The organism is Bacillus sp. MSP13 (genome assembly GCF_000815295.1).
In the GTDB taxonomy this organism is placed as follows: Bacteria; Bacillota; Bacilli; order Bacillales; family Bacillaceae; genus Bacillus; species Bacillus vallismortis.
Map to the genome: position 1 here is coordinate 480849 of NZ_JXAQ01000004.1, position 22272 is coordinate 503120.

General features: G+C 43.2%; 25 protein-coding genes, 2 pseudogenes and 1 riboswitch. Of the genes and pseudogenes, 10 read left to right on the forward strand and 17 right to left on the reverse strand.

Annotation, left to right across the window (positions count from 1 at the left end; translation table 11 throughout):
• The first annotated feature begins 173 nt into the window (after positions 1-173).
• The 4 genes and pseudogenes from metA to cspD all read left to right on the forward strand — a co-directional run bounded on the left by metA (position 174) and on the right by cspD (position 2904).
• Positions 174-1079, forward strand: a complete 906-nt coding sequence (metA, locus tag SC79_RS05730; RefSeq protein WP_039074235.1) for a homoserine O-acetyltransferase MetA — start codon at positions 174-176, stop codon at positions 1077-1079.
• A 229-nt stretch (positions 1080-1308) separates the two neighbouring features.
• The gene (locus SC79_RS05735) at positions 1309-2460 is read left to right on the forward strand and encodes a diglucosyl diacylglycerol synthase (RefSeq protein ID WP_039074236.1); all 1152 of its coding nucleotides are present in this window, start codon (positions 1309-1311) and stop codon (positions 2458-2460) included.
• Between the two features lie 80 nt (positions 2461-2540).
• Positions 2541-2688: pseudogene (locus SC79_RS20900) on the forward strand (hypothetical protein); the annotation flags it as partial.
• A 15-nt stretch (positions 2689-2703) separates the two neighbouring features.
• Positions 2704-2904 (forward strand): cold-shock protein CspD, encoded by a 201-nt coding sequence (gene cspD, locus SC79_RS05740; protein ID WP_003230776.1) that lies wholly within the window; start codon positions 2704-2706, stop codon positions 2902-2904.
• A 43-nt stretch (positions 2905-2947) separates the two neighbouring features.
• Here the strand turns inward: cspD and degR are convergent, their stop codons facing one another.
• Entirely contained in the window at positions 2948-3130 is a 183-nt protein-coding gene (gene degR, locus SC79_RS05745) for a transcriptional regulator DegR (RefSeq protein ID WP_010327956.1), read from the reverse strand.
• Between the two features lie 156 nt (positions 3131-3286).
• On the opposite strand from degR, the gene SC79_RS05750 reads away from it, so the two are divergent.
• The gene (locus SC79_RS05750; RefSeq protein WP_039074237.1) at positions 3287-3556 is read left to right on the forward strand and encodes a DUF2564 family protein; all 270 of its coding nucleotides are present in this window, start codon (positions 3287-3289) and stop codon (positions 3554-3556) included.
• A gap of 26 nt (positions 3557-3582) precedes the next feature.
• On the opposite strand, the gene SC79_RS05755 is transcribed toward SC79_RS05750, so the two are convergent.
• Complete coding sequence (locus SC79_RS05755; protein WP_039074238.1) at positions 3583-3765, reverse strand: zinc-finger domain-containing protein; 183 nt, start codon at positions 3763-3765, stop codon at positions 3583-3585.
• Positions 3758-4438, reverse strand: a complete 681-nt coding sequence (locus SC79_RS05760) for a ribonuclease H family protein (RefSeq protein WP_039074283.1) — start codon at positions 4436-4438, stop codon at positions 3758-3760. Before SC79_RS05760 ends, SC79_RS05755 begins: the two co-directional genes overlap by 8 nt.
• An 82-nt stretch (positions 4439-4520) precedes the next feature.
• Here SC79_RS05760 and SC79_RS05765 point away from each other — a divergent pair, with 82 nt between their 5' ends.
• The 3 genes from SC79_RS05765 to sspL are packed head-to-tail and all read left to right on the forward strand — an operon-like array spanning position 4521 to position 5778.
• A complete protein-coding gene (locus SC79_RS05765; RefSeq protein WP_039074239.1) occupies positions 4521-5210 on the forward strand; it encodes a queuosine precursor transporter in 690 nt (229 codons plus the stop codon).
• The gene (locus SC79_RS05770; protein ID WP_039074240.1) at positions 5210-5608 is read left to right on the forward strand and encodes a reverse transcriptase-like protein; all 399 of its coding nucleotides are present in this window, start codon (positions 5210-5212) and stop codon (positions 5606-5608) included. Before SC79_RS05765 ends, SC79_RS05770 begins: the two co-directional genes overlap by 1 nt.
• A 41-nt stretch (positions 5609-5649) precedes the next feature.
• Positions 5650-5778 (forward strand): small, acid-soluble spore protein L, encoded by a 129-nt coding sequence (gene sspL / locus SC79_RS05775; protein ID WP_010327950.1) that lies wholly within the window; start codon positions 5650-5652, stop codon positions 5776-5778.
• A gap of 7 nt (positions 5779-5785) precedes the next feature.
• Here the strand turns inward: sspL and exnP are convergent, their stop codons facing one another.
• The 14 genes and pseudogenes from exnP to SC79_RS05835 all read right to left on the reverse strand — a co-directional run bounded on the left by exnP (position 5786) and on the right by SC79_RS05835 (position 20419).
• Complete coding sequence (gene exnP, locus SC79_RS05780; RefSeq protein ID WP_039074241.1) at positions 5786-6676, reverse strand: 5'-3' exonuclease ExnP; 891 nt, start codon at positions 6674-6676, stop codon at positions 5786-5788.
• Between the two features lie 101 nt (positions 6677-6777).
• Complete coding sequence (locus tag SC79_RS19875; protein WP_003230761.1) at positions 6778-6924, reverse strand: hypothetical protein; 147 nt, start codon at positions 6922-6924, stop codon at positions 6778-6780.
• Positions 6925-6997: 73 nt separating this feature from the next.
• Positions 6998-7255 (reverse strand): YpbS family protein, encoded by a 258-nt coding sequence (locus SC79_RS05785; protein WP_010327948.1) that lies wholly within the window; start codon positions 7253-7255, stop codon positions 6998-7000.
• Between the two features lie 64 nt (positions 7256-7319).
• Entirely contained in the window at positions 7320-10898 is a 3579-nt protein-coding gene (locus SC79_RS05790) for a dynamin family protein (RefSeq protein WP_039074242.1), read from the reverse strand.
• Between the two features lie 170 nt (positions 10899-11068).
• Complete coding sequence (gene fbpC / locus SC79_RS20440; RefSeq protein WP_100740084.1) at positions 11069-11161, reverse strand: Fur-regulated basic protein FbpC; 93 nt, start codon at positions 11159-11161, stop codon at positions 11069-11071.
• Between the two features lie 70 nt (positions 11162-11231).
• Entirely contained in the window at positions 11232-11738 is a 507-nt protein-coding gene (locus SC79_RS05795) for an isoprenylcysteine carboxyl methyltransferase family protein (RefSeq protein WP_039074243.1), read from the reverse strand.
• A gap of 3 nt (positions 11739-11741) precedes the next feature.
• Positions 11742-12839, reverse strand: a complete 1098-nt coding sequence (locus SC79_RS05800; RefSeq protein ID WP_039074244.1) for a type III polyketide synthase — start codon at positions 12837-12839, stop codon at positions 11742-11744.
• Positions 12840-12910: 71 nt separating this feature from the next.
• Complete coding sequence (pbuX, locus tag SC79_RS05805; RefSeq protein ID WP_039074245.1) at positions 12911-14227, reverse strand: xanthine permease PbuX; 1317 nt, start codon at positions 14225-14227, stop codon at positions 12911-12913.
• Positions 14224-14808, reverse strand: a complete 585-nt coding sequence (xpt, locus tag SC79_RS05810; protein ID WP_010327943.1) for a xanthine phosphoribosyltransferase — start codon at positions 14806-14808, stop codon at positions 14224-14226. Before xpt ends, pbuX begins: the two co-directional genes overlap by 4 nt.
• An 89-nt stretch (positions 14809-14897) precedes the next feature.
• Positions 14898-14997: riboswitch (purine riboswitch) on the reverse strand.
• 141 nt (positions 14998-15138) lie between these two features.
• Positions 15139-16644, reverse strand: coding sequence for a carboxypeptidase (ypwA, locus tag SC79_RS05815; RefSeq protein ID WP_039074246.1), 1506 nt, complete (start codon positions 16642-16644; stop codon positions 15139-15141).
• 112 nt (positions 16645-16756) lie between these two features.
• Positions 16757-17749: a 2-keto-3-deoxygluconate transporter gene (gene kdgT / locus SC79_RS05820; RefSeq protein ID WP_039074247.1), complete on the reverse strand. Its 993-nt coding sequence runs from the start codon at positions 17747-17749 to the stop codon at positions 16757-16759.
• Positions 17750-17795: 46 nt separating this feature from the next.
• Entirely contained in the window at positions 17796-18386 is a 591-nt protein-coding gene (gene eda, locus SC79_RS05825) for a bifunctional 4-hydroxy-2-oxoglutarate aldolase/2-dehydro-3-deoxy-phosphogluconate aldolase (RefSeq protein WP_039074248.1), read from the reverse strand.
• Between the two features lies 1 nt (position 18387).
• Positions 18388-19362, reverse strand: a complete 975-nt coding sequence (gene kdgK, locus SC79_RS05830) for a 2-dehydro-3-deoxygluconokinase (protein ID WP_039074249.1) — start codon at positions 19360-19362, stop codon at positions 18388-18390.
• A 38-nt stretch (positions 19363-19400) separates the two neighbouring features.
• Positions 19401-20419, reverse strand: a pseudogene (locus SC79_RS05835) (LacI family DNA-binding transcriptional regulator).
• 222 nt (positions 20420-20641) lie between these two features.
• Here SC79_RS05835 and kduI point away from each other — a divergent pair.
• Both kduI and kduD read left to right on the forward strand, forming a co-directional pair.
• Entirely contained in the window at positions 20642-21469 is an 828-nt protein-coding gene (gene kduI, locus SC79_RS05840) for a 5-dehydro-4-deoxy-D-glucuronate isomerase (RefSeq protein ID WP_039074250.1), read from the forward strand.
• Position 21470: 1 nt separating this feature from the next.
• Positions 21471-22235: a 2-dehydro-3-deoxy-D-gluconate 5-dehydrogenase KduD gene (gene kduD, locus SC79_RS05845; RefSeq protein WP_039074251.1), complete on the forward strand. Its 765-nt coding sequence runs from the start codon at positions 21471-21473 to the stop codon at positions 22233-22235.
• Positions 22236-22272 lie beyond the last annotated feature (37 nt).

Sequence of the window (22272 nt, forward strand, 5' to 3'; positions counted from 1 at the left end):
CTGGGATAAAACATCTGAAAAGCATTTTCCAGTGAAACCAAAAGGCGTATTTATGCGTTTTATTTAAAGAGTTTTCTATTGTTTCCCCTTCAACATTTATAGATAGATTGAAAATTGGCGTGAAAATTCCTATAATGAAGAAAATTACACGGGGAAATGATGGAGGTGGCACGTTGCCTATTAATATACCAACACACCTGCCGGCAAAACAGGTGCTTGAGAGTGAACATATATTTGTAATGGATGAAAGCAGAGCATTTCATCAGGATATCCGGCCGCAAAAAATTATTATATTGAATTTGATGCCGAAAAAAATCCAGACAGAGACTCAGCTTCTCAGATTGCTTGGAAATTCGCCTTTACAGGTTCATTTTACTTTCTTAATCCCAAGCACACATACGCCGAAAAATACTGCAAGAGAACACCTTGACGAATTTTATACGACTTTTTCCAATATCCGTCACAAGAAGTTTGACGGCATGATTATCACCGGTGCGCCGATCGAGCATTTGGCGTTTGAAGATGTTTCATATTGGGAAGAGCTCAAAGAGATCATGGAGTGGAGCAAAACGAATGTCACTTCAACATTGCATATTTGCTGGGGTGCTCAAGCAGGATTGTATTACCATTATGGTGTGGAAAAAATGGAAATACCGAAAAAAATCTTCGGTGTGTTCGAACATACAGTTCTTTCAAAACATGAAAGATTGGTAAGAGGTTTTGACGAGCTATACTACGTGCCGCATTCCCGGCATACAGATATAAATATGGAACAGCTTCAAGCAGTGTCCGAGTTAAATATTCTTACCGCATCAAAGGAAGCTGGGGTATGCTTAATTGTGTCAAAAGACGAAAAACAAGTCTTTTTAACAGGGCACCCTGAATATGATACAAATACGCTTCTTCAAGAATACGAAAGAGATCTGGAACGCAACCTTCCTGGTGTCGAGGCGCCTAAACATTATTTCGCAGAAGTCAGCAAGGAGCCAGTAAATCGCTGGAAAGCGCATGCGACACTATTGTTTATGAACTGGCTAAATTATTATGTTTACCAAGAAACTCCTTATGAATGGGACTGATTTTTCTATTTTAGTAATACGCTAAGCAAAAAATATGATAAAATACATCTGATTCAGTCTGCGTATAACAAAAATTTAAAATACTGGAATCCAAATCTTTTAAAATTAGCTTAATTTTTTCACTGCATTAATAATTCGATTATGTATTTGTGTTATGTTTATGTATAGACAATAACTCCTTACGATGCATGAAGCTTGCTTGTTGTTGATTACATTGAGGTGAATTTACTTGAATACCAATAAAAGAGTATTAATTTTGACTGCAAATTACGGAAATGGGCATGTGCAGGTAGCCAAAACGCTTTATGAGCAATGTGTTCGGCTCGGCTTTCAGCATGTAACAGTTTCTAATTTGTATCAAGAGTCAAATCCGATTGTTTCAGAGGTAACTCAGTACCTTTATTTAAAAAGCTTCTCAATCGGGAAACAGTTTTATCGTTTGTTTTATTACGGAGTTGACAAAATCTATAATAAACGTAAATTTAATATTTACTTTAAAATGGGGAATAAACGATTGGGCGAACTTGTCGATGAACATCAGCCCGATATTATTATTAATACATTTCCGATGATCGTCGTGCCGGAATACAGACGCCGAACAGGAAGAGTCATTCCTACCTTCAACGTGATGACCGATTTTTGCCTTCACAAAATTTGGGTTCATGAAAACGTGGATAAATATTATGTGGCGACAGATTATGTAAAGGAAAAATTGCTGGAGATCGGCACTCATCCAAGCAACGTAAAAATCACTGGAATTCCAATTAGGCCGCAATTTGAAGAACCCCTGCCTGTGGAGCCGATATATCAAAAGTACAATCTTTCACCTAACAAAAAAGTGCTTATGATCATGGCAGGCGCCCACGGTGTCTTAAAGAACGTAAAAGAGCTGTGTGAAAACCTTGTTAAAGATGATCATGTGCAAGTGGTTGTCGTTTGCGGGAAAAATACAGCCTTAAAAGAATCTTTAAGCACGCTTGAAGCAGAAAACGGGGACAAATTAAAAGTTCTTGGCTATGTGGAGCGCATTGATGAGCTGTTCCGGATCACAGACTGCATGATTACAAAACCTGGCGGCATTACTTTGACAGAAGCGACTGCCATCGGTGTGCCTGTCATTCTGTACAAACCCGTGCCCGGCCAGGAAAAGGAAAATGCGAACTTCTTTGAAGATCGCGGCGCTGCCATCGTCGTGAACCGTCATGAAGAGATTCTCGAATCAGTCACTTCCCTTCTCGCAGATGAAGAGACCTTACTGCGCATGAAGAAAAACATTAAGGACCTTCATTTAGCAAACTCTTCTGAAGTGATTTTAGAAGATATCCTGAAGGAATCAGAGATGATGTTGGCAGCTAAGCAAAGAGCAAAAGCGCTATCGTAACATGTTTATAGAGAGCATACGAAAATCGTGTGCTCTTTTTATTTGTTTTCACCTACCTATAAAAACGGTTACATTTTTCTGTAAAACTTGCCCTTCTTTTTAAAAATAAACCGTTTCGCAACTTGACGAGTGCTCCCAGATGGTGTATAGTTGAACCATCATTTAACAATGAATCAAAGTTAAATGGTGACAAAAATTTTTTTTAGCACACAGGTGCTACAGTACTAGGAGGAATTAAGCAATATGCAAAACGGTAAAGTAAAATGGTTCAACAACGAAAAAGGATTCGGCTTCATTGAAGTTGAAGGCGGAGACGATGTATTTGTTCACTTCACAGCTATCGAAGGAGACGGATACAAATCATTAGAAGAAGGACAAGAAGTTTCTTTTGAAATTGTCGAAGGTAATCGTGGACCTCAAGCTTCTAATGTTGTAAAACTCTAAACTCAATACATGATGACAAATAGAGGAGAGGCATTTGCCTCTCCTATTTGATTTTCATCTGAATTTCAATGGCCAAAATATTTTGTTTGCACCTCTGTTCAATTTCTTCGACATGCTTTTCCATTGAAGGCTTCCCTTTTTTCGCGATATCCGCGAGTTCTTCTAAATCACTGTATATTTCTATAAATGTTTTGTGAAGGATCGACCTCAAGTCTTTATCATCCATAGCTGCGTTCCCCTTCTCTGCCAAGATACCTCAAATAGTAAAACGGTCCTATCTATTCTGGTTCAATAGTTATATCGGCTTATTTTCTATTTTATTTTCTATTTTTGTACATAAATTTCAAAAAACCTCTGCAAAATAGTTGCGGAGGTGTTTTTTATGACATCAGAATTTCATGAAGAGGAGCAGACTGGCTTTACGGATAAGCGCCAGCTGGAACTAGCCGTGGAAACAGCGCAGAAAACGACAGGAGCTGCGACAAGAGGCCAAAGCACGACATTAGTCGATGCCGCATACCAAGCCATTGAGGATGCAAGAGAACTGTCACAATCAGAAGAACTAGCCACTCTCGATGATCCTCAATTTGTAGAGCAGCAACAGCAACTTCTGGATGATAGCGAGCATCAGCTGGATGAATTCAAAGAATAAAACCGCAGATTCTGCGGTTTTATTCTTTAATGATTGGTTAAGACATCGCCGTAGGCTTTCAGCTTTTCACCAACCGTACATTTAGTGATACAAAATGAATGTGCGTAAGTTTTGCCAAAATCTTTGCGGAACTGTTTCTTGATAAAACAATCCTTGCAATATTCATCTTGAAGTTCTGTCAGTTCTTTAAAGATCATTTTCTTATCCAATATCGTCATCTCCGTTACGGTCTAATTTCGTATGGCTTTCTACGAATTGATGGGATAGAATTTTTTTAGCGAGGCTGTCGGCTTCCTGGTTGTCTTTCCGCTGTATGGTTTCGTAAGTTGGAGTAAGCTTCAGCGATTCGAGAAGTGCTTCTATTTTGTCCAGCCATTCATTATGAGACGGATCATAGCAAGGCCAGCTGCCGTCAAGCTGATTCAGCACGACAAGCGAGTCCCCTTTGATCGTAATTGAATTTCTGCTTGCTCCAAGCTCTCTAACTTCTCTTATTGCTTCATACAGCGCCGCGTATTCAGCTTCATTATTGGTTTTCAGCCGGAAGCTTTTATTTTTTCTCAAGCGATGCCGGATTCCTCCCAATGAATAATAAATGACGATTCCGAGTCCCGCCAGTTCGCTCTCCTTATCGAAACTGCCGTCAAAATAAACAGTTACGTCATCAGGCTCTTGAGCTAGCTCCTCTGTTAGCTTTTCCAATTCCTTTAGCGTCCAGCTGCCGCCTTTTTCGTCTTCGAACTCGAGCTCTTTCATGTATGGAAAACGGCCTAGTTCTCTGGCGAGCATACGCGCCTGTTGAGCAGTCAGCCAATCTTCGGCTATAAACGAAACGGATCCCGTCCCTTTTGCTTCTATTTTCATATGCGGTCTGAGCTTCATTTTGATCACCTTACCATTCATTAGTTGCCGGGCTTGTGCTATAATCAAACCAATCTTATCCCGGAAAGGAAGCTTTTTCATTTTGTTTAACAACTCATTTTGGATCATTTTTGCGATCATTCATTTTATCATTGTTCTTTTATTTTATAAAGGATTTGGCAAAATGGGACTGTTTGTATGGATTGGATTTGCTACAGTCTGCGCAAACCTTCAAGTCGTCAAAACAGTAGAACTGTTTGGCTTAACAGCAACGCTCGGAAATGTAATGTACGGCACCATCTTTTTTGCGACAGATGTACTCAATGAGAAATACGGCCCGGCTGAAGCCAAAAAAGCGGTATGGCTCGGATTCTCAACGATTTTGACGCTGACATTTGTCATGCAGGGCGTGCTGCTTTTCGAACCGGCTTCCAGCGACATATCACAAACTGCGCTGGAAACGATTTTCGGATTTCTTCCGCGCGTTGCGTTAGGAAGTTTGCTTGCCTTTATCTTCAGCCAAACGCTGGATGTTTATGTATATTCGTCAATTAGAAGGATATTTCCTTCTGATCGGCTTTTATGGATCAGAAACGGCGGCAGCACAGCAGTCAGCCAGCTGTTTGATACATTGATATTTACCGGTGTCGCTTTTTTCGGTGTGTATCCGGCAGGAATTTGGCTTCATATTTTTATTTCCACCTATTTGATTAAATTTGCGGTTTCTTTGATTTCACTGCCTTATGCTTATGCAGCAAAAAGAATGATACCGAATGATGAGAGGAGTTCATAATGCCTACAGAAATATACGTAGACGGCGCGAGCGCCGGTAATCCCGGACCTTCCGGCATCGGCATTTTTATCAAACATGAAGGACAAGCAGAGTCTTTTTCTATTCCAATCGGAATGCATACAAATCAGGAAGCGGAATTTCGTGCATTAATTGAAGGCATGAAGCTATGTGCAAAGCGCGGGTATCAATCTGTTTCCTTTCGCACCGATTCAGATATTGTGGAACGAGCCGCTGAGCTTGAAATGGCAAAAAACAAAATGTTTCACCCATATGTGGAAGAAATCATCCGGTTAAAAGCGGCCTTTCCTCTCTTTTTCATCAAATGGATACCGGGAAAACAAAACCAAAAAGCCGATCAGCTTGCAAAAGAAGCGATTCGGCTGAATGATAAGAATTAAATCACGGTCATTGGTTCATTCTAATGATGAGGTGAATAAACATGAAAAAGAAAGATAAAGGCCGGCTGACCGGCGGTGTAACTCCTCAAGGCGATTTAGAAGGCAACACGCATACAGACCCTAAAACAGAGCTTGAGGAAAGAGCAAAAAAAAGCAATACAAAACGCTAGGGAAGGTCTAAACGATCTCTCTAGCGTTCAGCTTTTCAAGCATACGTTCAATTCCTTTAATTTGGTGGCGGCGCAGCATGTCAGCCGCCTGCTCCATTTTCAGAGTAAATAGAGTGTCTTTGAGCGTACAGGCCAGCGGCACCGAGCAATAAATTTCAGCAAGCTTTTTCGACATCTCCAAATCGCTCAAACCTTGCTGAATCTTCCCTTGCTGCCCCTTCGGAAGAAGAGACAGATTCTCTAATAAACGATCAATCGATTCGTATTCACGAATCAGTTTATAAGCTGTCTTTTCTCCAATTCCTTTAACGCCGGGATAGTTATCACTCGAATCACCCATTAGCGCTTTAATATCAATCAAAGCTTTCGGCAGGACGCCTGTTTCTTCGTAAAAGTTCTCTTTTGTATAGACTTTATAATTTCCAATTCCTTTTTGCAGCAGGGCCACACTCACTTCATCCGTTAACAGCTGAAGTAAATCGCGGTCTCCTGTTACGATCGTAATTTCAGCTTCATTTGCAAACAAAGCGGCAAGAGTTCCGATACAGTCATCCGCTTCATATCCGGCAAAGCCGATATTCATAATCCCAAGCTCGGCGGCCGCTTCCTTTGCCAGATCAAACTGCGGAATCAGCTCTACAGGCGGTGCGCTGCGGTTCGCCTTATAATCTTCGAACAGGTCATTTCGGTATGTTTTGCTTCCCATGTCCCAGCAGCAGACGACGTGTGTCGGCTGGAATGTTTCCACACTTGTAATGAAATGCTTTAAAAATCCGTTGACGCCGTTTGTCGGCACCCCGCTGTCATTTATCATAAAGTTGCGATGCACAGCCGTGGCAAAAAACGCCCGAAATAACAGAGCCATGCCATCAACAAGCAATAATTTATTTTTATTCATCAGATAACTCCTTTTTCTTTCATTCCTTCTATTTTACCATAAAGCAGCGCAAAAATAAAAAAACAGCATCTCTTTGATGAGAGATACTGTTTTGTGTATCATCAGTCATTGTGTCTTTTATTGCTGGCGATCAGCTTTTCAGCTTCCCGTCCTGCGTAAGAGTCAAAATGCGTTTGAAATCCATTTTTCTTTTTGGCATTGTTATTGGCCTGTGCGTTTCTGTTTCCCAGCTTTGTTCTGCCCAACATGAATCCCCCCTTACGTCGGATACATATAGTATATGCTTCCGCTGAGGATTCACTCGCGACAGGATCATCCAGCTTACATACGGTTTACGTATTCTCTGACCATTTCTTTTGATACATGGCGTCTTGTCGGCACGATGCCTTGTTTGGCAAGCTGATTCATTTGCTCGGTAATTCCATTAATCGCATCTGTCGTAAATGGCTCATCGTTTTTGCATTTTGAAACCGCTTCTTCAATGGCCATTTCACGCATGTTTTCAAGACGCATAAATGCTTTGATATGCTCATGCTGTTTTGATGAATGTGCTGAAATTGCTTTATGTACCTCTGACATGAATCGTTCATCTCGCTTTTTTCTATTTAGTCTATCATGACTTGAAATACAAACCAACTGAATTTTACATTTTTATTATATGGCCTGATCTTTGCCAGGAGATGCATGCTTGGTATGCCTTTTCAATCTCTTTTGCATGTTCCCCTTCCGCATATCCTTCTACATACGTATCTTTCTGGTCCTTTATTTGTTCCATTGCTTTGTCAGCCATCTCTTCCTGCAAGCGCCTGAGGTGATTTGTGTAATGAGAAATAAGGCTTTCTTCTTCCTTAGTCACCCAATGCTCTGTGATTTTATTAAGTTTTATCCGCACAGCCTCGATGAAGGCCGCTTTTCCTTTCTGTTCAAAAAAGTGTTTTGGTGATTTGATTTCTTTTTGTTCCTGCTCGAAAACGCGTTCATCTAAATCCGGTTCAACCTCCTTCAGCTGTATACCATTGGAATGCTGATCACCCGCATAAATGGAAAAATAACCGTCCTCGTTTAATACTTTTTGAAAGCTTTCCAGCCATTCTTCCGCGATATGCCGTTCAATAAAACCGCTCATGCGAACATCAAGCGTTTTGATTTCCTGGACATATTCGAATTGATATTCATGTACTGCGGTTTTCATCGCCTTAGCGACGTTCTTTTTCCAATCTCCATTCTGAAGCCCGGGATGAAATGTCGACTTTAGTAAATCATTCGCAAAAAAGGATAAGCGCTGTGTAATATGATATAGCTGTTCTTTTGTGTCTTTTTTTGCTTTCTCAATGATGGTTTCTGAGCTTCGCCGTTTCTCGATTTCGGCTGCTGTCCGCTCAAATGATTGCATAAGGCGCTGTTTCTGCGCTTCCTTTTCTTCTTCGGACTGATGTTGGGATCGGTGAAGCTGGAAAACAGTTTCGCATAGTTTGTTTGCTTCCGAACTGAGCTGTGCGGCAGACGCTTTTTTAACGTCCACTTCGATAAAGCGATCTAAGTGTTTTCTGACTTTCGGAAACTGATTATAAAATGATTCCTGTTTTCCCTGCAGTTCCTCCTTACTAGATACGGTAAAGAGCTGCGGATCATGAATCCCTTCTTTTACAAGCTCTGCGCTTACATAATCGGTCACTGTTTCCAGCTCTGTTCTATCTTTCGCAAGGTCCGCCGCATTAATGACGAAAAACATTTTATCCATGCTGAGCGATTCTTTCACCAGCCCTAGCTTTTGCAAAAATGAACGGTCTCCTTTTGAGAAGGAATGCTGATAATAGGTCATATAAAAAAACGCATCTGCATCTTTTATATATTGGAACGCCAGCTCTGTATGCCGTTTGTTCATGCTGCTTGCGCCGGGCGTATCAACGATCGTAATCCCTTTTTCAGTGAGCGGACATGTATAATAGACCGTTACCTCTTTTACAGCGCAGGCCGTTGCCTCCTCTGCCACATACGGCTTTAAGTCAGACAGCGGTATCGTTAATGTCTTTTGTTCCTGTATATATGGCTGAACCTTTTCATATGCAAGCAGGAAATTGCTGATCAATTTCACGTGTTCTTCCTGCAGCCGGCTTTTTTTGATCGCCTTTTCCCACTTCTCTGTAAAAGAACGGCCTGGTGGCTCTTCTTTTATTCCGGTAAGCTGTAAAATCTCAGCCGTTATGTCATCCTCCGTCTTAAAGACCACATCCGCTGTTTTATTGATGCTGCCATTGGTTGGTTTTGTAATCTTGTTAATGGTGGCTGTGGTTGGCGTTGGTGAGGAGGGAAGCACCCTTTCACCGACAAGCGCATTGGCAAATGATGATTTCCCCGAACTAAAGCCTCCGAAAAGCGCGAGTGTAAATTTCCGTTCCTCGAGCCTGTTAATCCTTTGCTGAAAGGCTGAGGTTTGTTTTGACAGCATGTTATATTCGCCTAAAAGATCAGACAATATACGAAAGCGCTTGATCTGGTCTTGAAGCGGCCGTTCTTGCTCCATAATTTCTGGTTTTATATTTCGCTGCCGTGTCTGATGGCTTTGATTTCGTATCTGTTCTGGCGCCGCCACTGTTTTTTTCTTCGTTTTAAACCAGTCGGTTTCTATATTCCGTGGGTATGCGGATTCGTCTTCCCAAATGGCCCATATGCGATCAGCTTTTTCGCGGGCATTATTCTCTAAACCAGCCTGTTCTTGAAGAATAGCGAGTTTCTCCGATTCCTGAATGAGTCGTTCATTGACCGTTTGCAAGTCTTTAGTGACACTCTCTTTCACCATCGCAGAAAGCGCCTTTATGATGTCTGCCGCTTCTCTTTTCGCCTCTTTGCGAATCAGCTCTGCCAAATCTTTTGTATATTGCAATACATATTCAGAAGAAAATGCTGCACCATGCTTGACAGCAAGCTCAATAATGTCAATTTTAAGCGGAGTGCGATAGGCCTGAATCAGCTTTTCACTTTCAGCTGTATGAACATCAAATGCCTTGGCGAGTTTATGAAACGTGTCTATTATGTGCCAATCCGCTTCGGCCTCTGTTCGTTTTTTCACATCTGAGAAAAAAGCATTTCTTCTTCTATCTCTTTCCTGTGCAGTTTTTGTTTTCGAAAAGAAAAAACCGGTTTTAAAAGAAGGCTCTTGCGATTCGAGGAATTCAGCCGCCAGCTCACGCATTTCAAAAGGCGTCAAGTTGGCATTTTTTAAAATGCGATTGACTACTTCCTGCATCCTGTTTTCTGCCTCAGTCGCTTTCTTTGTCATCTCATCCCGTTGATCACGCAGCGATTGGACCAATTCAGTTTGCGTGATAAGCTGTTCAGCATAGCTGGTTCCACCTGTTTCATCGTTCAAAAGCATCTCCGTATGTTCCTTTAGCAGATGGCGGACTTTTTGTTCTGTTAAAGGCTGGAGGTTGCTCTTGGATTGCTGTTCTATTCCTTTTAATTCGTCTCTCAGGACGCCAATCTGATTGAACGGGTGGTTCGGTTCTGTCACTGACGTAAAATAGAGTGCGTCCTTCGAAAAGCCTTCACTGCAAAGCATCTCCTCAACCTGCGCTTTATAATCTTCAAAACGTGTCTCCGACTCATCATGGCGGTCAATTTGATTGACGATAAAATACACATTAGGAATACTTTCTTTAATTGACCTGAGAAACTTTACATTCTCCTCAGCGTGCACGTGATTATAGTGAACGACATAAAACAGCGCGTCCGCCTGGTGGAGAATAGACGCCGCCGACAGAAAATGCGCATCATCTGTTGAGTCAATCCCAGGGGTGTCAATGTACGCAACTCCCGTATCCATTTCAGTATATCGATCATAGATTTCAACGCTTTCAATCTGTTCCCCGTCTTTGCAGTATTGCTGCACCTTGTCTTTCCGATAAGCCCCCTTTAGCTCAGCGCATGCTCCGTCTGTTGTATGAAGCCGAACACGCTTTTCCCCGTTTCTGATCACAACAAGGTTAGCGCTTGTCGGGATCGGGCTTGTCGGTAAAATATTCTCCATTAACAGGCAGTTCAGCAGTGATGATTTCCCCGCTGAATAATGCCCGGTAAACGCGATATAAACCTCTTCATCAGCCGCTTTGTTCATGACCGCAGCCAGTTTGGCAGCTCTTTGTTCATCTTGATTTTCGATGAATTGCTTATATAGTTCCCCGGTTTTATGCAAAAGCTCTTTTCTGTTATGTTCTGTCATCAGTATGAACCCCTTTGTGCCGTTTCAATTGTGAATCTTTTTTGAAAGATCTGAATACATCCCCTTTCATTTTACACAAGAATGAATCAAATTTCTCTAAAAGAATAGAAAAAAGCCGCCATTACGGCAGCTTCTATAAAGAAAATCTGCAACTTTGACAAGTTCCAGATTCATGAAACAGATTTATTAGAGATTCCTTTTAATACAAAACCAATTAATACACTATATGTACAAACCGCCCCAAGCAAAAATAGCATTGTCATTCGCTTCACCATCCTGATTGAGAATCTTTTTCACTTTTATTGTAACATGGGTGAGAATGATTTTCAATCTCTATTTTATGAGGTGATCCTCTAGTGCCTTGTCTTCTGCACGGATTCTGACGGTTAACAGCACGGCATTGAAAATGGAAAATAGACACATGGTGACGTAGGCTCGGTACAGAAGCGGGATCAATAAGATTTCTAATATAACAACGCTATAGTTTGGATGCTTTATCCATTTATAAGGGCCTTTTTTTACAAGCTCCGCACCCGGAATGACAAGAATTTTCGTATTCCAATGTGCGCCTAAGGAGCAAAGTGCCCAATACCGTACTGCCTGCACGCTTAAAATAGCCGCAGCGATACCGATCCACCAGCTTGACGGCTGTTTGTTCAGCAGCAGCACTTCCGCAATGAAAGACAGGAAAAAAAGGATATGCATAATGATGATATACGGATAGTGGCTCTCACCGAATTCGATCGCCCCTTGTTTCTTTACCTTTTGTTCGTTTTGTCTGGCTACTGCCATTTCTGCCAGTCTTTGAGTCATGAGAATGACGATTAACAACCAAAACATACATCAAGCCACCCTTCCCCAGCTGAATAACAGCAGCTCTGAAGAAAATCCCGGGCCTAATGCGCCAATCAGTCCCCGTTCTGCTTCCTTTTTATCGCCATTCAGCAGATGGTCTTTGATCACATACAATATTGTGGCTGAAGACATATTTCCGTGCTTTTGCAATATGCTTTGCGCTGAGGAAAGCTTTTCTGTTGAGAGTTCGAGACTTTTGATGTATGCATCAATCACCTTTTTTCCGCCTGGATGTGCTAAAAATACGCTGATATCACTGAATGACAGCTGATGTTTGTCCAAAAAAACCTTTACATGTGATTTGAGCCATTTTTCTACCAAAGTCGGTATATCTCTTGAGAAAATGACTTTGAATCCTTGATCAGTAAAGTCCCAGCCCATGACATCTTCTGATTGTTTCATCAAAACAGATTGGGAATCCGTTATCTTCGGCACAAACTTCAGTTTTGACATCCTGCGGTCCGCCTTCTCTCCGCACAATAATGCTGCGGCAATGCCGTCTCCAAAAAGCGAAGTGCCGATCAGATTGCTTTTCGTTTTATCTTCCGGCTGGAATGTCAAGCTGCACAATTCAGCAGCAATGACGAGCACGAAAGCCTCAGGGTACGCTTTGCAGTATTCAACAGCGCGCGCAAGTCCGCTGGCTCCTCCTGCACAGCCGAGACCCCATAGCGGAATCCGCTTCGTATATGGAGAAAACGGGAGTTCATTCATGAGCCGCGCCTCGATGCTCGGGGTGGAAAGGCCCGTACTGGAGACGAAAAAAACAGCGTCCACTTTCTCATAAGGGATGGCGTCTTGGAAAAATTCAGGATGAGAGAGGCACTCGCGAACAGCCTCTCTGCTGTGGTTAAGCGTTTCTTCTATGTATAGTTTATTTTTTTCTTCAAAGCTGTGACCCTCTTTATACCATTCAATCGGCTTAACAAATTGTCTCGATTGAATGTGCCCGTTTTTAAAGGCGGTTAACAGCCGGTCAATATCTTTAAAGGAATGCTGAAACATATAGCGGGCGAACTCAGCCGCTTTCTCTTGGTTTACATCATACGCAGGAAGACTTGTTCCGATGGATAAAATAAACGCCATGCGATCACCTCTTTGCATACATTGTGCCGCAACGAACACTTTTATATGCAAAAACTCCGCCAAGGCGGAGTTTAGACTGCTGTCTTTTGTTTCGTGATATCAGCTTTTTGTTCGGTTTTTTTGGCTTTAGAAAATACGTTATATACAATATTTAAGACGACTGCAGTAAAGCTGCCCGCAACAATGCCGTTGGTTGTAAGCAGCGTTAAGGCGCTCGGAAGCTGCTTAAACATATCCGGCACAACTGTCACGCCGAGGCCCAGACCCACTGAGCAGGCAACAATGAGCAGGTTTTCCTGTTTTGCAAAATCAATGCGGCTGAGCATTTTGATGCCGTAAGCGATTACCATCCCAAACATCGCCACCATTGCCCCGCCCAGAACAGCAGGCGGAATAATGGTCGTGAAAGCAGCGATCTTCGGAAATAGCCCGAATGCCATTAAGATCACACCTGTGACCACAATGACGGCATTTTTCTTGATTCCTGTGAGCTGTACAAGCCCGACATTTTGAGAAAATGCCGTGTAAGGAAAAGCGTTAAAAATACCGCCCAGCAGTACAGCCAGCCCTTCGGCACGATAGCCTTTAGACAAATCTTTCTCTGTCAGACGGCGGTTCGTCAGGTCACCTAAGGCAAAGTAGACACCAGTTGATTCTACAAGGCTGACAATCGCCACGATGGTCATTGTAATGATAGGCGCTGCGTGAAAAGACGGCGCTCCGAAATAAAACGGCTGGATCAGTTGAACAACCGCAGCGTCCGACACATTATCAAATTGAACTTTTCCCATCAAAGAAGCGATGAAAGTCCCAATCAAAATACCGATCAAAATTGAAATCGATTTGATAAACCCTTTCGTAAAACGGTATAAAAGCACAATGATGCCCAAAACGATAAAAGCGAGCGCAAGATTGGAGAGATCTCCAAAATCTTTACTTCCTTCTCCGCCTGCCATGTTATTCATGGCTACCGGCATAAGTGTGATACCGATAATGGTAACAACCGAACCTGTCACGACCGGCGGAAAAAAGGAGACGAGCTTTCCAAAGAAAAATGAAATCAGAATGACAAGAATACCTGAAGCAATAATGCTTCCGTAAACCGCTGAAACCCCATATTCGGATCCAATTGCAATCATCGGCGATACGGCCGTAAATGTACAGCCAAGCACAACCGGAAGCCCGATCCCGAAAAATCGGTTGCTCCACACTTGAAGTAGTGTAGCCACACCGCACATAAAAATATCAATCGACACTAAATAAGTCAGCTGTTCGACAGTCAGCCCCATTGCGTTTCCGACAATCAGCGGAACGACAATGGCACCGGCATACATGGCGAGCACATGCTGAATCCCTAAAGACAGCGTTTTGCCGAATCCATTTTTCATGAACGAACCTCCTGTACGAAAGATACTTTTCCTTCTTCTAAAGATTGAATGCGCGCCAAAGATTCCACCCGGTAACCTAGCTTCATCAGTTCATCTCTTCCCGGCTGAAAAGATTTTTCAATCACAATGCCCAGCCCCGCTATAGAAGCTCCCGCCTGCTTCACAATCGACACGAGCCCGTACGCCGCTTGTCCATTTGCCAGGAAATCATCGATAATCAGCACATGATCTTGATCTGACAAGTGGGTTCCCGACACAGCGATTTGGCTTTCTGTTTGCTTTGTAAAGGAATAAACTGACGCTGTCAGCAGGTTATCGGTAAGTGTTAAAGATTGATGCTTTCTGGCGAAGACAACCGGGACACCCAGCTGCAAGCCCGTCATCACAGCGGGAGCGATTCCGGATGATTCGATTGTCACAATTTTGGTAATCCCGTCTTTTGCAAATCTGGCGGCAAATTCGGCACCGATTTTCTGCATAAGCAACGGGTCAATTTGATGATTTAAAAAAGAATCCACTTTCAATACCTGATCAGATAATACGACGCCTTCTTCTTCTATTTTCCGTTTCAGTGCTTCCATCCTGCTTACCTCCGTTATGAGAATAAAAAAAGCATTGCCCGCTCAAAAAAAGAGCAAGCAATGCTGAAATAACAAAAAACCGTACACATGCGGTCTCATTGCTCACTCATAGTCGGACATTTACGGTGCCCGGTAGAAACTTGCGTGCCATATCCACGCGATTATATGAGTGTTCCTATCATATTGTCATAAATTATATCAAGATTCTAATCTCTTGCATAGATAAAAAACAAAATTTCCGAACTTTATTTTTATTTATAAGTTAATCATTCGTCTTTTATGTTTTTCCGGCCCTAAAAAAGCCTGACAGCCGCGCTGCCAGGCTTTTGATTAGGAAAGATAGAGATTTGAATATTTGTTTGACAAATATTCAATTAAATAGCGTACTTTCAGTTCTTCCCCTGTTGCATCTTTAATAATCTCTAACGGCTTTTTCCGTTTTCCGTGAATATGCACCTTTTCCGTCAGCCATTGTTTTATCGGATGGAATTCTCCTCTTTCCAAGAGAGTATCAAATTCAGGAAGGTCCTCCAGCATTTTTTGTTTCAGCTGAGCCGCATACATGTAGCCGAGCGCGTAGGATGGGAAGTAGCCAAAATCTCCTCCTGCCCAATGGACGTCCTGTAAAATTCCTTCTGCGTCCGTCTGCGGTGTAATCCCCAAATAATCTTCATATTTTTGATTCCAAAGCGCCGGCAGTTCTTCCACAGACACTTCATTGCTGAAAATCGCTTTTTCTATTTCATAGCGGATGATAATATGGAGAGGATACGTCAATTCATCCGCTTCTACCCTGATGAATGAAGGTTTTGATTCATTGATTGCCCGGACAAAATCATCCAGGGAAATGTCCTTGAACTGTTCAGGTGATGCCGCTTGAATCTTTTGGTAGTACGGTGTCCAAAAGTGCTTGTTGCGGCCGATAAAATTCTCATAAAATAATGATTGAGATTCATGGATTCCCATTGATGCGCCATCTGACAAGTTCGTACCGCTCAGTGCTTCGTCAATATTTTGCTCATATATGGCGTGACCGCACTCATGGATGGTGCCAAAGATCGCTGTACGAAAATCTTTTTCATCATATCTCGTCGTAACCCGAACGTCTCCGCGGTTCATCGTGGTCGCAAACGGATGAACCGTTTCATCAAGCCTTCCCCCATCAAAATCATAGCCAAGCTCCTGTAAAAAATACAAACTGAGCTCTTTTTGCTTTACTTTAGGAAACGCTTTTGTAATAAAGCTTGTATCCGGTTTATTTCCGGAAGCTGTCACTTGTTTAACAAGAGGAATAATCGCTTCCTTGAGCTCAGCAAACAGCTGATCAAGCACCTTTACCGTAACACCCGGCTCAAACAAATCAAGCAATGCATCATAAGGATGCTCTTGATAACCCCAATACGTAATAAACCGTTTATTAAATTCAATCAGCTGCTCTAAATAAGGGGAAAACAAGCTGAAATCAGATTTTCCTTTCGCTTCCTCCCACGCGGTTTCTGCCTTTGAACACAGAATGACGTATTCCTTGTATTCAGCCTCAGGTATTTTTTTATTCTCTTCATACTCTTTTTTCGCCAGCTCCACTGCCTTTTTCGTATCATCTGACAAATCATCAAATCGTTCATACAGGGCATCGATAACCGCCTTCATTCGATCTGATGTCTGGATATTAAAAATATCAGTTGAAAGCTGGCCGATGCTTTCGGCACGATCTTCTGAGCCGTTTTTGGGCGCACCAGTTCTGGCGTCCCAGTGCATTAACGCAACCGCTTCACTGTAATGTGAGATCCTTTTTAAAAGTTCAAAAAATTCCTTTTCATATGTATGTATCTCCATATCCATTCCCTCCCTATTCTAGACGTTCCATTACAGGCTAATGGAAGGGTGTATGAAAGTCAAATTGTTTGGATAAGAGGCTGCCGGTATTTTTTTCGGCAGCCTTCTTTGTTCAGTTGATCGTCATTTGATTTTTTGGCGGTGGGGTTTTCCGCTTTTTTTTATTGATTTTTTTATCCACCCACACTGTTGCCAATGGGGTAAGCAGAGAGGTGACAATGACACTTGTCGCTATGATTGCAGTTGCCGATTCAGCAACTGGTGCAAACGAAGCATTCGCTTCTGCTAATGCGTACGGAACGGCTACTGCCGCCCCCGCCGTAGAAGAAGCCGCCACGCCCGCGATACCGTCTCCCCGCGCGACAAAACGATCAAGCAAATACAAGGAGCTGCCCGATAAAATGACGACAGAAACACCGATAAAAATTCCAAGCAGCCCTGATTGGATCAGCATACCAAAATTCAAAGTATTGCCGAGCGAAAAGGCAAAAAACGGGATGATCGCCGGCACAACCTTGCTGAATAAGTCTCTGAGATCATGATCAAGATTTCCAAGTATACAGCCGAGTAAAAACGGGATGACTGTAGCTGCCAGCGTTTCCCACGGGAATGCGGCAAGCCCTGTTACACCAAACGTCACCATAGTCATAAAAGGCCCTGATTCTGTACTGATAAACGCGAAAGCGCCCGCATCCTCTTTTCTTCCCATATGGTTCATAAGCGCCAAATACAGGCCGCCGTTCGTTTCATTCATTACCGCGACAATGGCTAAAACAGAAAGCCCCGCGAAAAAACCGGATTGTATGCCATCATCAGGAATAAATTGTGCTGCGATCACACCAAGCAGCGCCGCAAATCCGATCTTCCCCAACAATAATGTGATTCCTTTCCTTGCAATATAGCCTGATGAGCGAAAATCAATCGTCGCTCCAACGCAAAAGATAAAAACACCCAGTATCGGCAGCGTTCCGGTAATCAAAGCACCCGTAAATCCCCCAAAGAACTCCGCTGTTCCCGGCGCAAACGTGTTGAGTGCCGCTCCCAGGAACAGCGGAATAATCATCATTCCGCCAGGTACCCGTTCAATTGTCGCTTTGATTTTCATATGTGGATTCTCCCATCATCCGGTTTATGAAAAAAACAATACACCTTTACACTTGAAAAACAGCCTGCAAATCCTCTTTTGAACAGCTGCCAAGCTGACTGCCGACACCGACGGCCCCAGCTCCGGCTTTGAGCCAATCCGGCACTTCAGACGGATGTATTCCGCCTGTCGGAATAAAGGTCACCTGCGGGAAAGGACCCGCTAAATTTTTCATAAACGGAATGCCAAACACACCGCTTGGGAACAGCTTTAATGTAGTAAAACCGAATGTGAGCGCTTCCATTATTTCACTTGGAGTCAATACACCGGGGATATAATGTGTCTTCAAAAACGAAAGATGTTCAGCAAGATCCGATGAAAAACCCGGACTGACAATAAATTGCGCGCCAGCCTCAGCAGCTTCACCCGCTTGTTGCGCAGTGATGACTGTGCCCGCGCCGATTAAGATATCTTTTCTATTACGGAATGATTCGATAATTTCCGATGCCCCAGGTGTCGTATACGTCACTTCAACTGCACGAATCCCTTTATTTAATAAGCTCTCAATCTGCCGGCAGGCTTCCTGTTTATCCTGTGAACGAATGACTGCAATCAGCCTTGCTTCTTTCAGACGGTTTTCAACGATTTTAGACTCCATATTAATAATCTCCTTTCTTTTGGTAAACCGTTCTTTGAGCAGATAAAAAAGCAGCTAATTTCTCTCTGGTCGGCAAGCCGTCCATATCCCCCGGTGCCTGCACTTGCAAAGCGCCAATCGCATTCCCTCTGTGCACCGCATCCTTGTACGACAAACCATCAAGAATCCCGCTGATCACTCCGACTGCAAATCCGTCTCCGGCACCGACTGTATCAACCACACGGTCGACCCGGAAACCTTCTGCAAATCCTTCACTTTCCCTTGTTTTAAAGTAAGCGCCTTCTTTTCCGAGTTTAATAGCGACAAAACTGACACCTTTTTTCAGATAATAGTCGGCAATGCCTTCAGGTGTTTTCTCTCCGGTCAACAGCTCCCCCTCTGCGATCCCCGGGAAAAACCAATCTGCAAGCCCCGCCAGATCATTGATCGTATGGGCCATCGTTACTTGATCGGGCCAAAGCGAAGGTCTCAAATTGGGATCTAACGATACCGTTTTCCCAGCATGTTTCATGTCCTTCATCACGTGGTAGGTAAAGTCTTTCATATCAGGTGATAAGGCTGGGGGAATACCAGTCACATGCAAATGGCCTGCGCATTGAAAATAATCTCTCGGGTATTCAGCAGACGTTAGTGTGCTTGCAGCTGAGTGTTTCCTGTAATAGGTAACTAGCGGATCGCCTTCTTTCACTTTTGACTTCAGCAGCAGGCCGGTGGGATTTCCGTCCTGTGAGCGGACCACGCGGGACACATCCACTCCCTCTTTTTTAAGCTCCTGTAAAATAAATGTTCCGAGCTGATCATCGCCGACCTTGCTCATCCATCCCATCTGAAATCCGAGTCTGGCCAAGCCGCAAGCGACATTGCTTTCTGCTCCGGCCAACCCTTTAGAAAAAGTGGATACTTCATGAAGGCCTCCGTACTCATTTGCGTAAAACATGGCCATCGATTCCCCGAATGTCACCGCATCAAGCTTCATCTCTTCCCAACCTCCTCTTCAGTTGAGGGCACATAGGATTAAAGCGACTGTCTCATAATGACTTCCGCCTCTAATTCAATGGTTTGAGGCGCTCCCTTGTCACCTTCAATCCTTTTTAATACACGTTCCATCGCCGTCCTGCCCATATCATGCGACGGCTGGGCGATCGTTGTAATGCCCGGACCGATCAGTTTATACCATTCCGTATCATCAAACCCTGCAATTCCTATATCTTGAGGGATGCGCAGGCCGAGTTCTTCCATACAGCTGATGATTTTCAGCATAATTAAGCCGTTCAACGCCAAAATCGCTTTTTTTTGCTCCGGCATCTCCGTGTGAAACGTTTGAAGCGCCGCCTTAAGCTGTTCTTTGTTTTTCACGTCAATTTCATACATTCTGACAAGCCCGTTCACATTTTCAACAGAAGCCATTTCTTGATACACTTCTGCTCTTTCTGTACGAGGGCTGATAGAAGAAACCGGTTCGCTAAACAGTGCGACATCAGTGTATCCTTTGCTGTAAATCTTCTGAAGAATCTCTCTTGTGATTCTTCTATTGTCAGTAGTTACTGTATCCAGTCTCAGATCCGGAAGTTTCCGGTCAATTAATATCGTGGGAATTTGCTGTTCTCTAAAGGCATGCAGTACATCCTTGTTTTCTCCCGTTGCGTTTAAAATCAGCCCTTCAACCGAATGGGCTTCAAGCTTCAAAAGCATTTCCCGCTCTTTTTCAGGATTGTTATCTGTGTTGCAGACCATAATACTGTAGCCATATTGATCACAAACCTCTTCGACGCCTCTGAAAGCCGCGACTGAGAAAGGATTTGTAATGTCAGCTACAACAAATCCGATTAATTTGCTTTTTTTATTTTTAAACCTTGTGCCATTTTACTTGGCCGATAATTCAATTCTGCGATTGCCTTTTTAATGCTTTTCACTTTTTCAGAAGAAATCGCATCAATTTTTCCGTTGATATAACGGGAAACTGTCGATTTCGAAACTCCTGCACATTCTGCTACATCTTTGATCGTCGTATGGCTTGTTGTTTTCTTTTTCATTCAAGTGCTCCTGTATCATCTTATATTTGAAACCGATCCCAAAACCGTTACAACACAAGAATACCATATTTTTAAAATCCGAAAAGAGTTTTTTCAAAAATGTGCTTATTTACATTTTTAACGTTGACTCTTTCAGCTATTTATCCTAAAATTTTCTTTGAAACCGTTACCAAAATGTTTTCATTCAAGTGATGCTGAAATCTTAACTAAGGGGGAAACACAATGGAAAATCGTTATTCTGTACACCCTGAACAAGTAAAGCGCTTTACAACTGAGGAGCTGCGCAGTCATTTTTTAATGGAACCTTTATTTAAGGAAAACAAACTTTCAATGTATTACTCGCATGAAGACCGGGTTGTCATCGGCGGCACAGCTCCGGGACAAAGTGAACTGAAGCTAGACGCCGGGGATTTCCTTAAAACAGACTTCTTTTTGGAGCGGCGTGAAATTGGGATTATTAATGTCGGCCAGCCTGGCGCTGTCAGGGTCGGTGATGACGAATATGTACTCCAAACAAAGGATTTTCTCTATATCGGAATGGGCAATCAGGATGTTGCATTTACTAGCCTGAACGGAGAACAAGCTAAATTTTACTTCGTTTCCGCTTGTGCCCATCAAAGCTATCCGACACAAAAAGCCGCTCTTTCCGAGCTGACACCAGACCGCCTTGGAGATGATGCAGCCTCTAATGTCCGAAGCCTCTACAAAGTCATTCATCAAGATGGCATTAAAAGCTGTCAGCTTATGATGGGGATTACGATGCTAGATCCAAATAACAACTGGAACACCATGCCGGCACACGTTCATGACCGCCGGATGGAGGCTTATCTGTACCTTGATCTTGAGAAGGATTCAAAGGTGTTTCACTTCATGGGCCAGCCAGACGAAACACGCCACCTTGTTGTCGGAAATGAACAGGCTGTCCTTTCTCCTGCCTGGTCTATTCACTCTGGCGCAGGAACTTCGAATTACAGCTTTGTGTGGGCGATGGCTGGGGAAAATTACACATTTACGGACATGGATGTCGTTCCGATGGATGGGCTGAAATAAAATGAGTTATCTACATGACACCTTTTCATTAGAAGGAAAAACAGCGCTGGTGACGGGTCCTGGAACAGGAATCGGTCAAGGAATTGCCAAAGCGCTTGCCGGGGCTGGCGCCGATATTATCGGCACATCACATAAAAGCAGCCTGTCTGAAACACAACAGCTTGTGGAGCAGGAAGGCCGTACGTTTACGTCTTTTACATTGGATATGAGCAAGCCGGAAGCGATAAAAGATTCGGCAGCTGAGCTGTTTGAAAGCCGCCAAATCGACATTCTTGTCAATAATGCCGGCATTATCCACCGGGAAAAAGCGGAACATTTTGCCGAAGAAAACTGGCATCACGTACTAAATGTCAATCTAAATAGCTTGTTTATTCTGACACAGCTGGCAGGCAGCCATATGCTGAAAAGAGGCTATGGAAAGATTATTAATATCGCTTCTCTCCTGTCTTTTCAAGGCGGGATTCTCGTTCCCGCATATACGGCAAGCAAACACGCAGTTGCCGGTTTAACAAAATCATTTGCAAATGAGTGGGCTGCATCCGGGGTTCAGATCAACGCAATCGCCCCGGGCTATATTTCTACCGCGAATACAAAGCCTATACGCGACGACAAAAAGCGGAATGAGGAAATTTTAAAGAGAATTCCCGCCGGCCGCTGGGGCAAAGCAGATGATATCGGCGGAACGTCAGTCTTTTTGGCATCACGTGCTTCGGATTATGTGAATGGGCATATTTTAGCCGTTGACGGCGGATGGCTGGCCCGCTGACAAAACAAAAAAGCTGACGAATACGATCGTCAGCTTT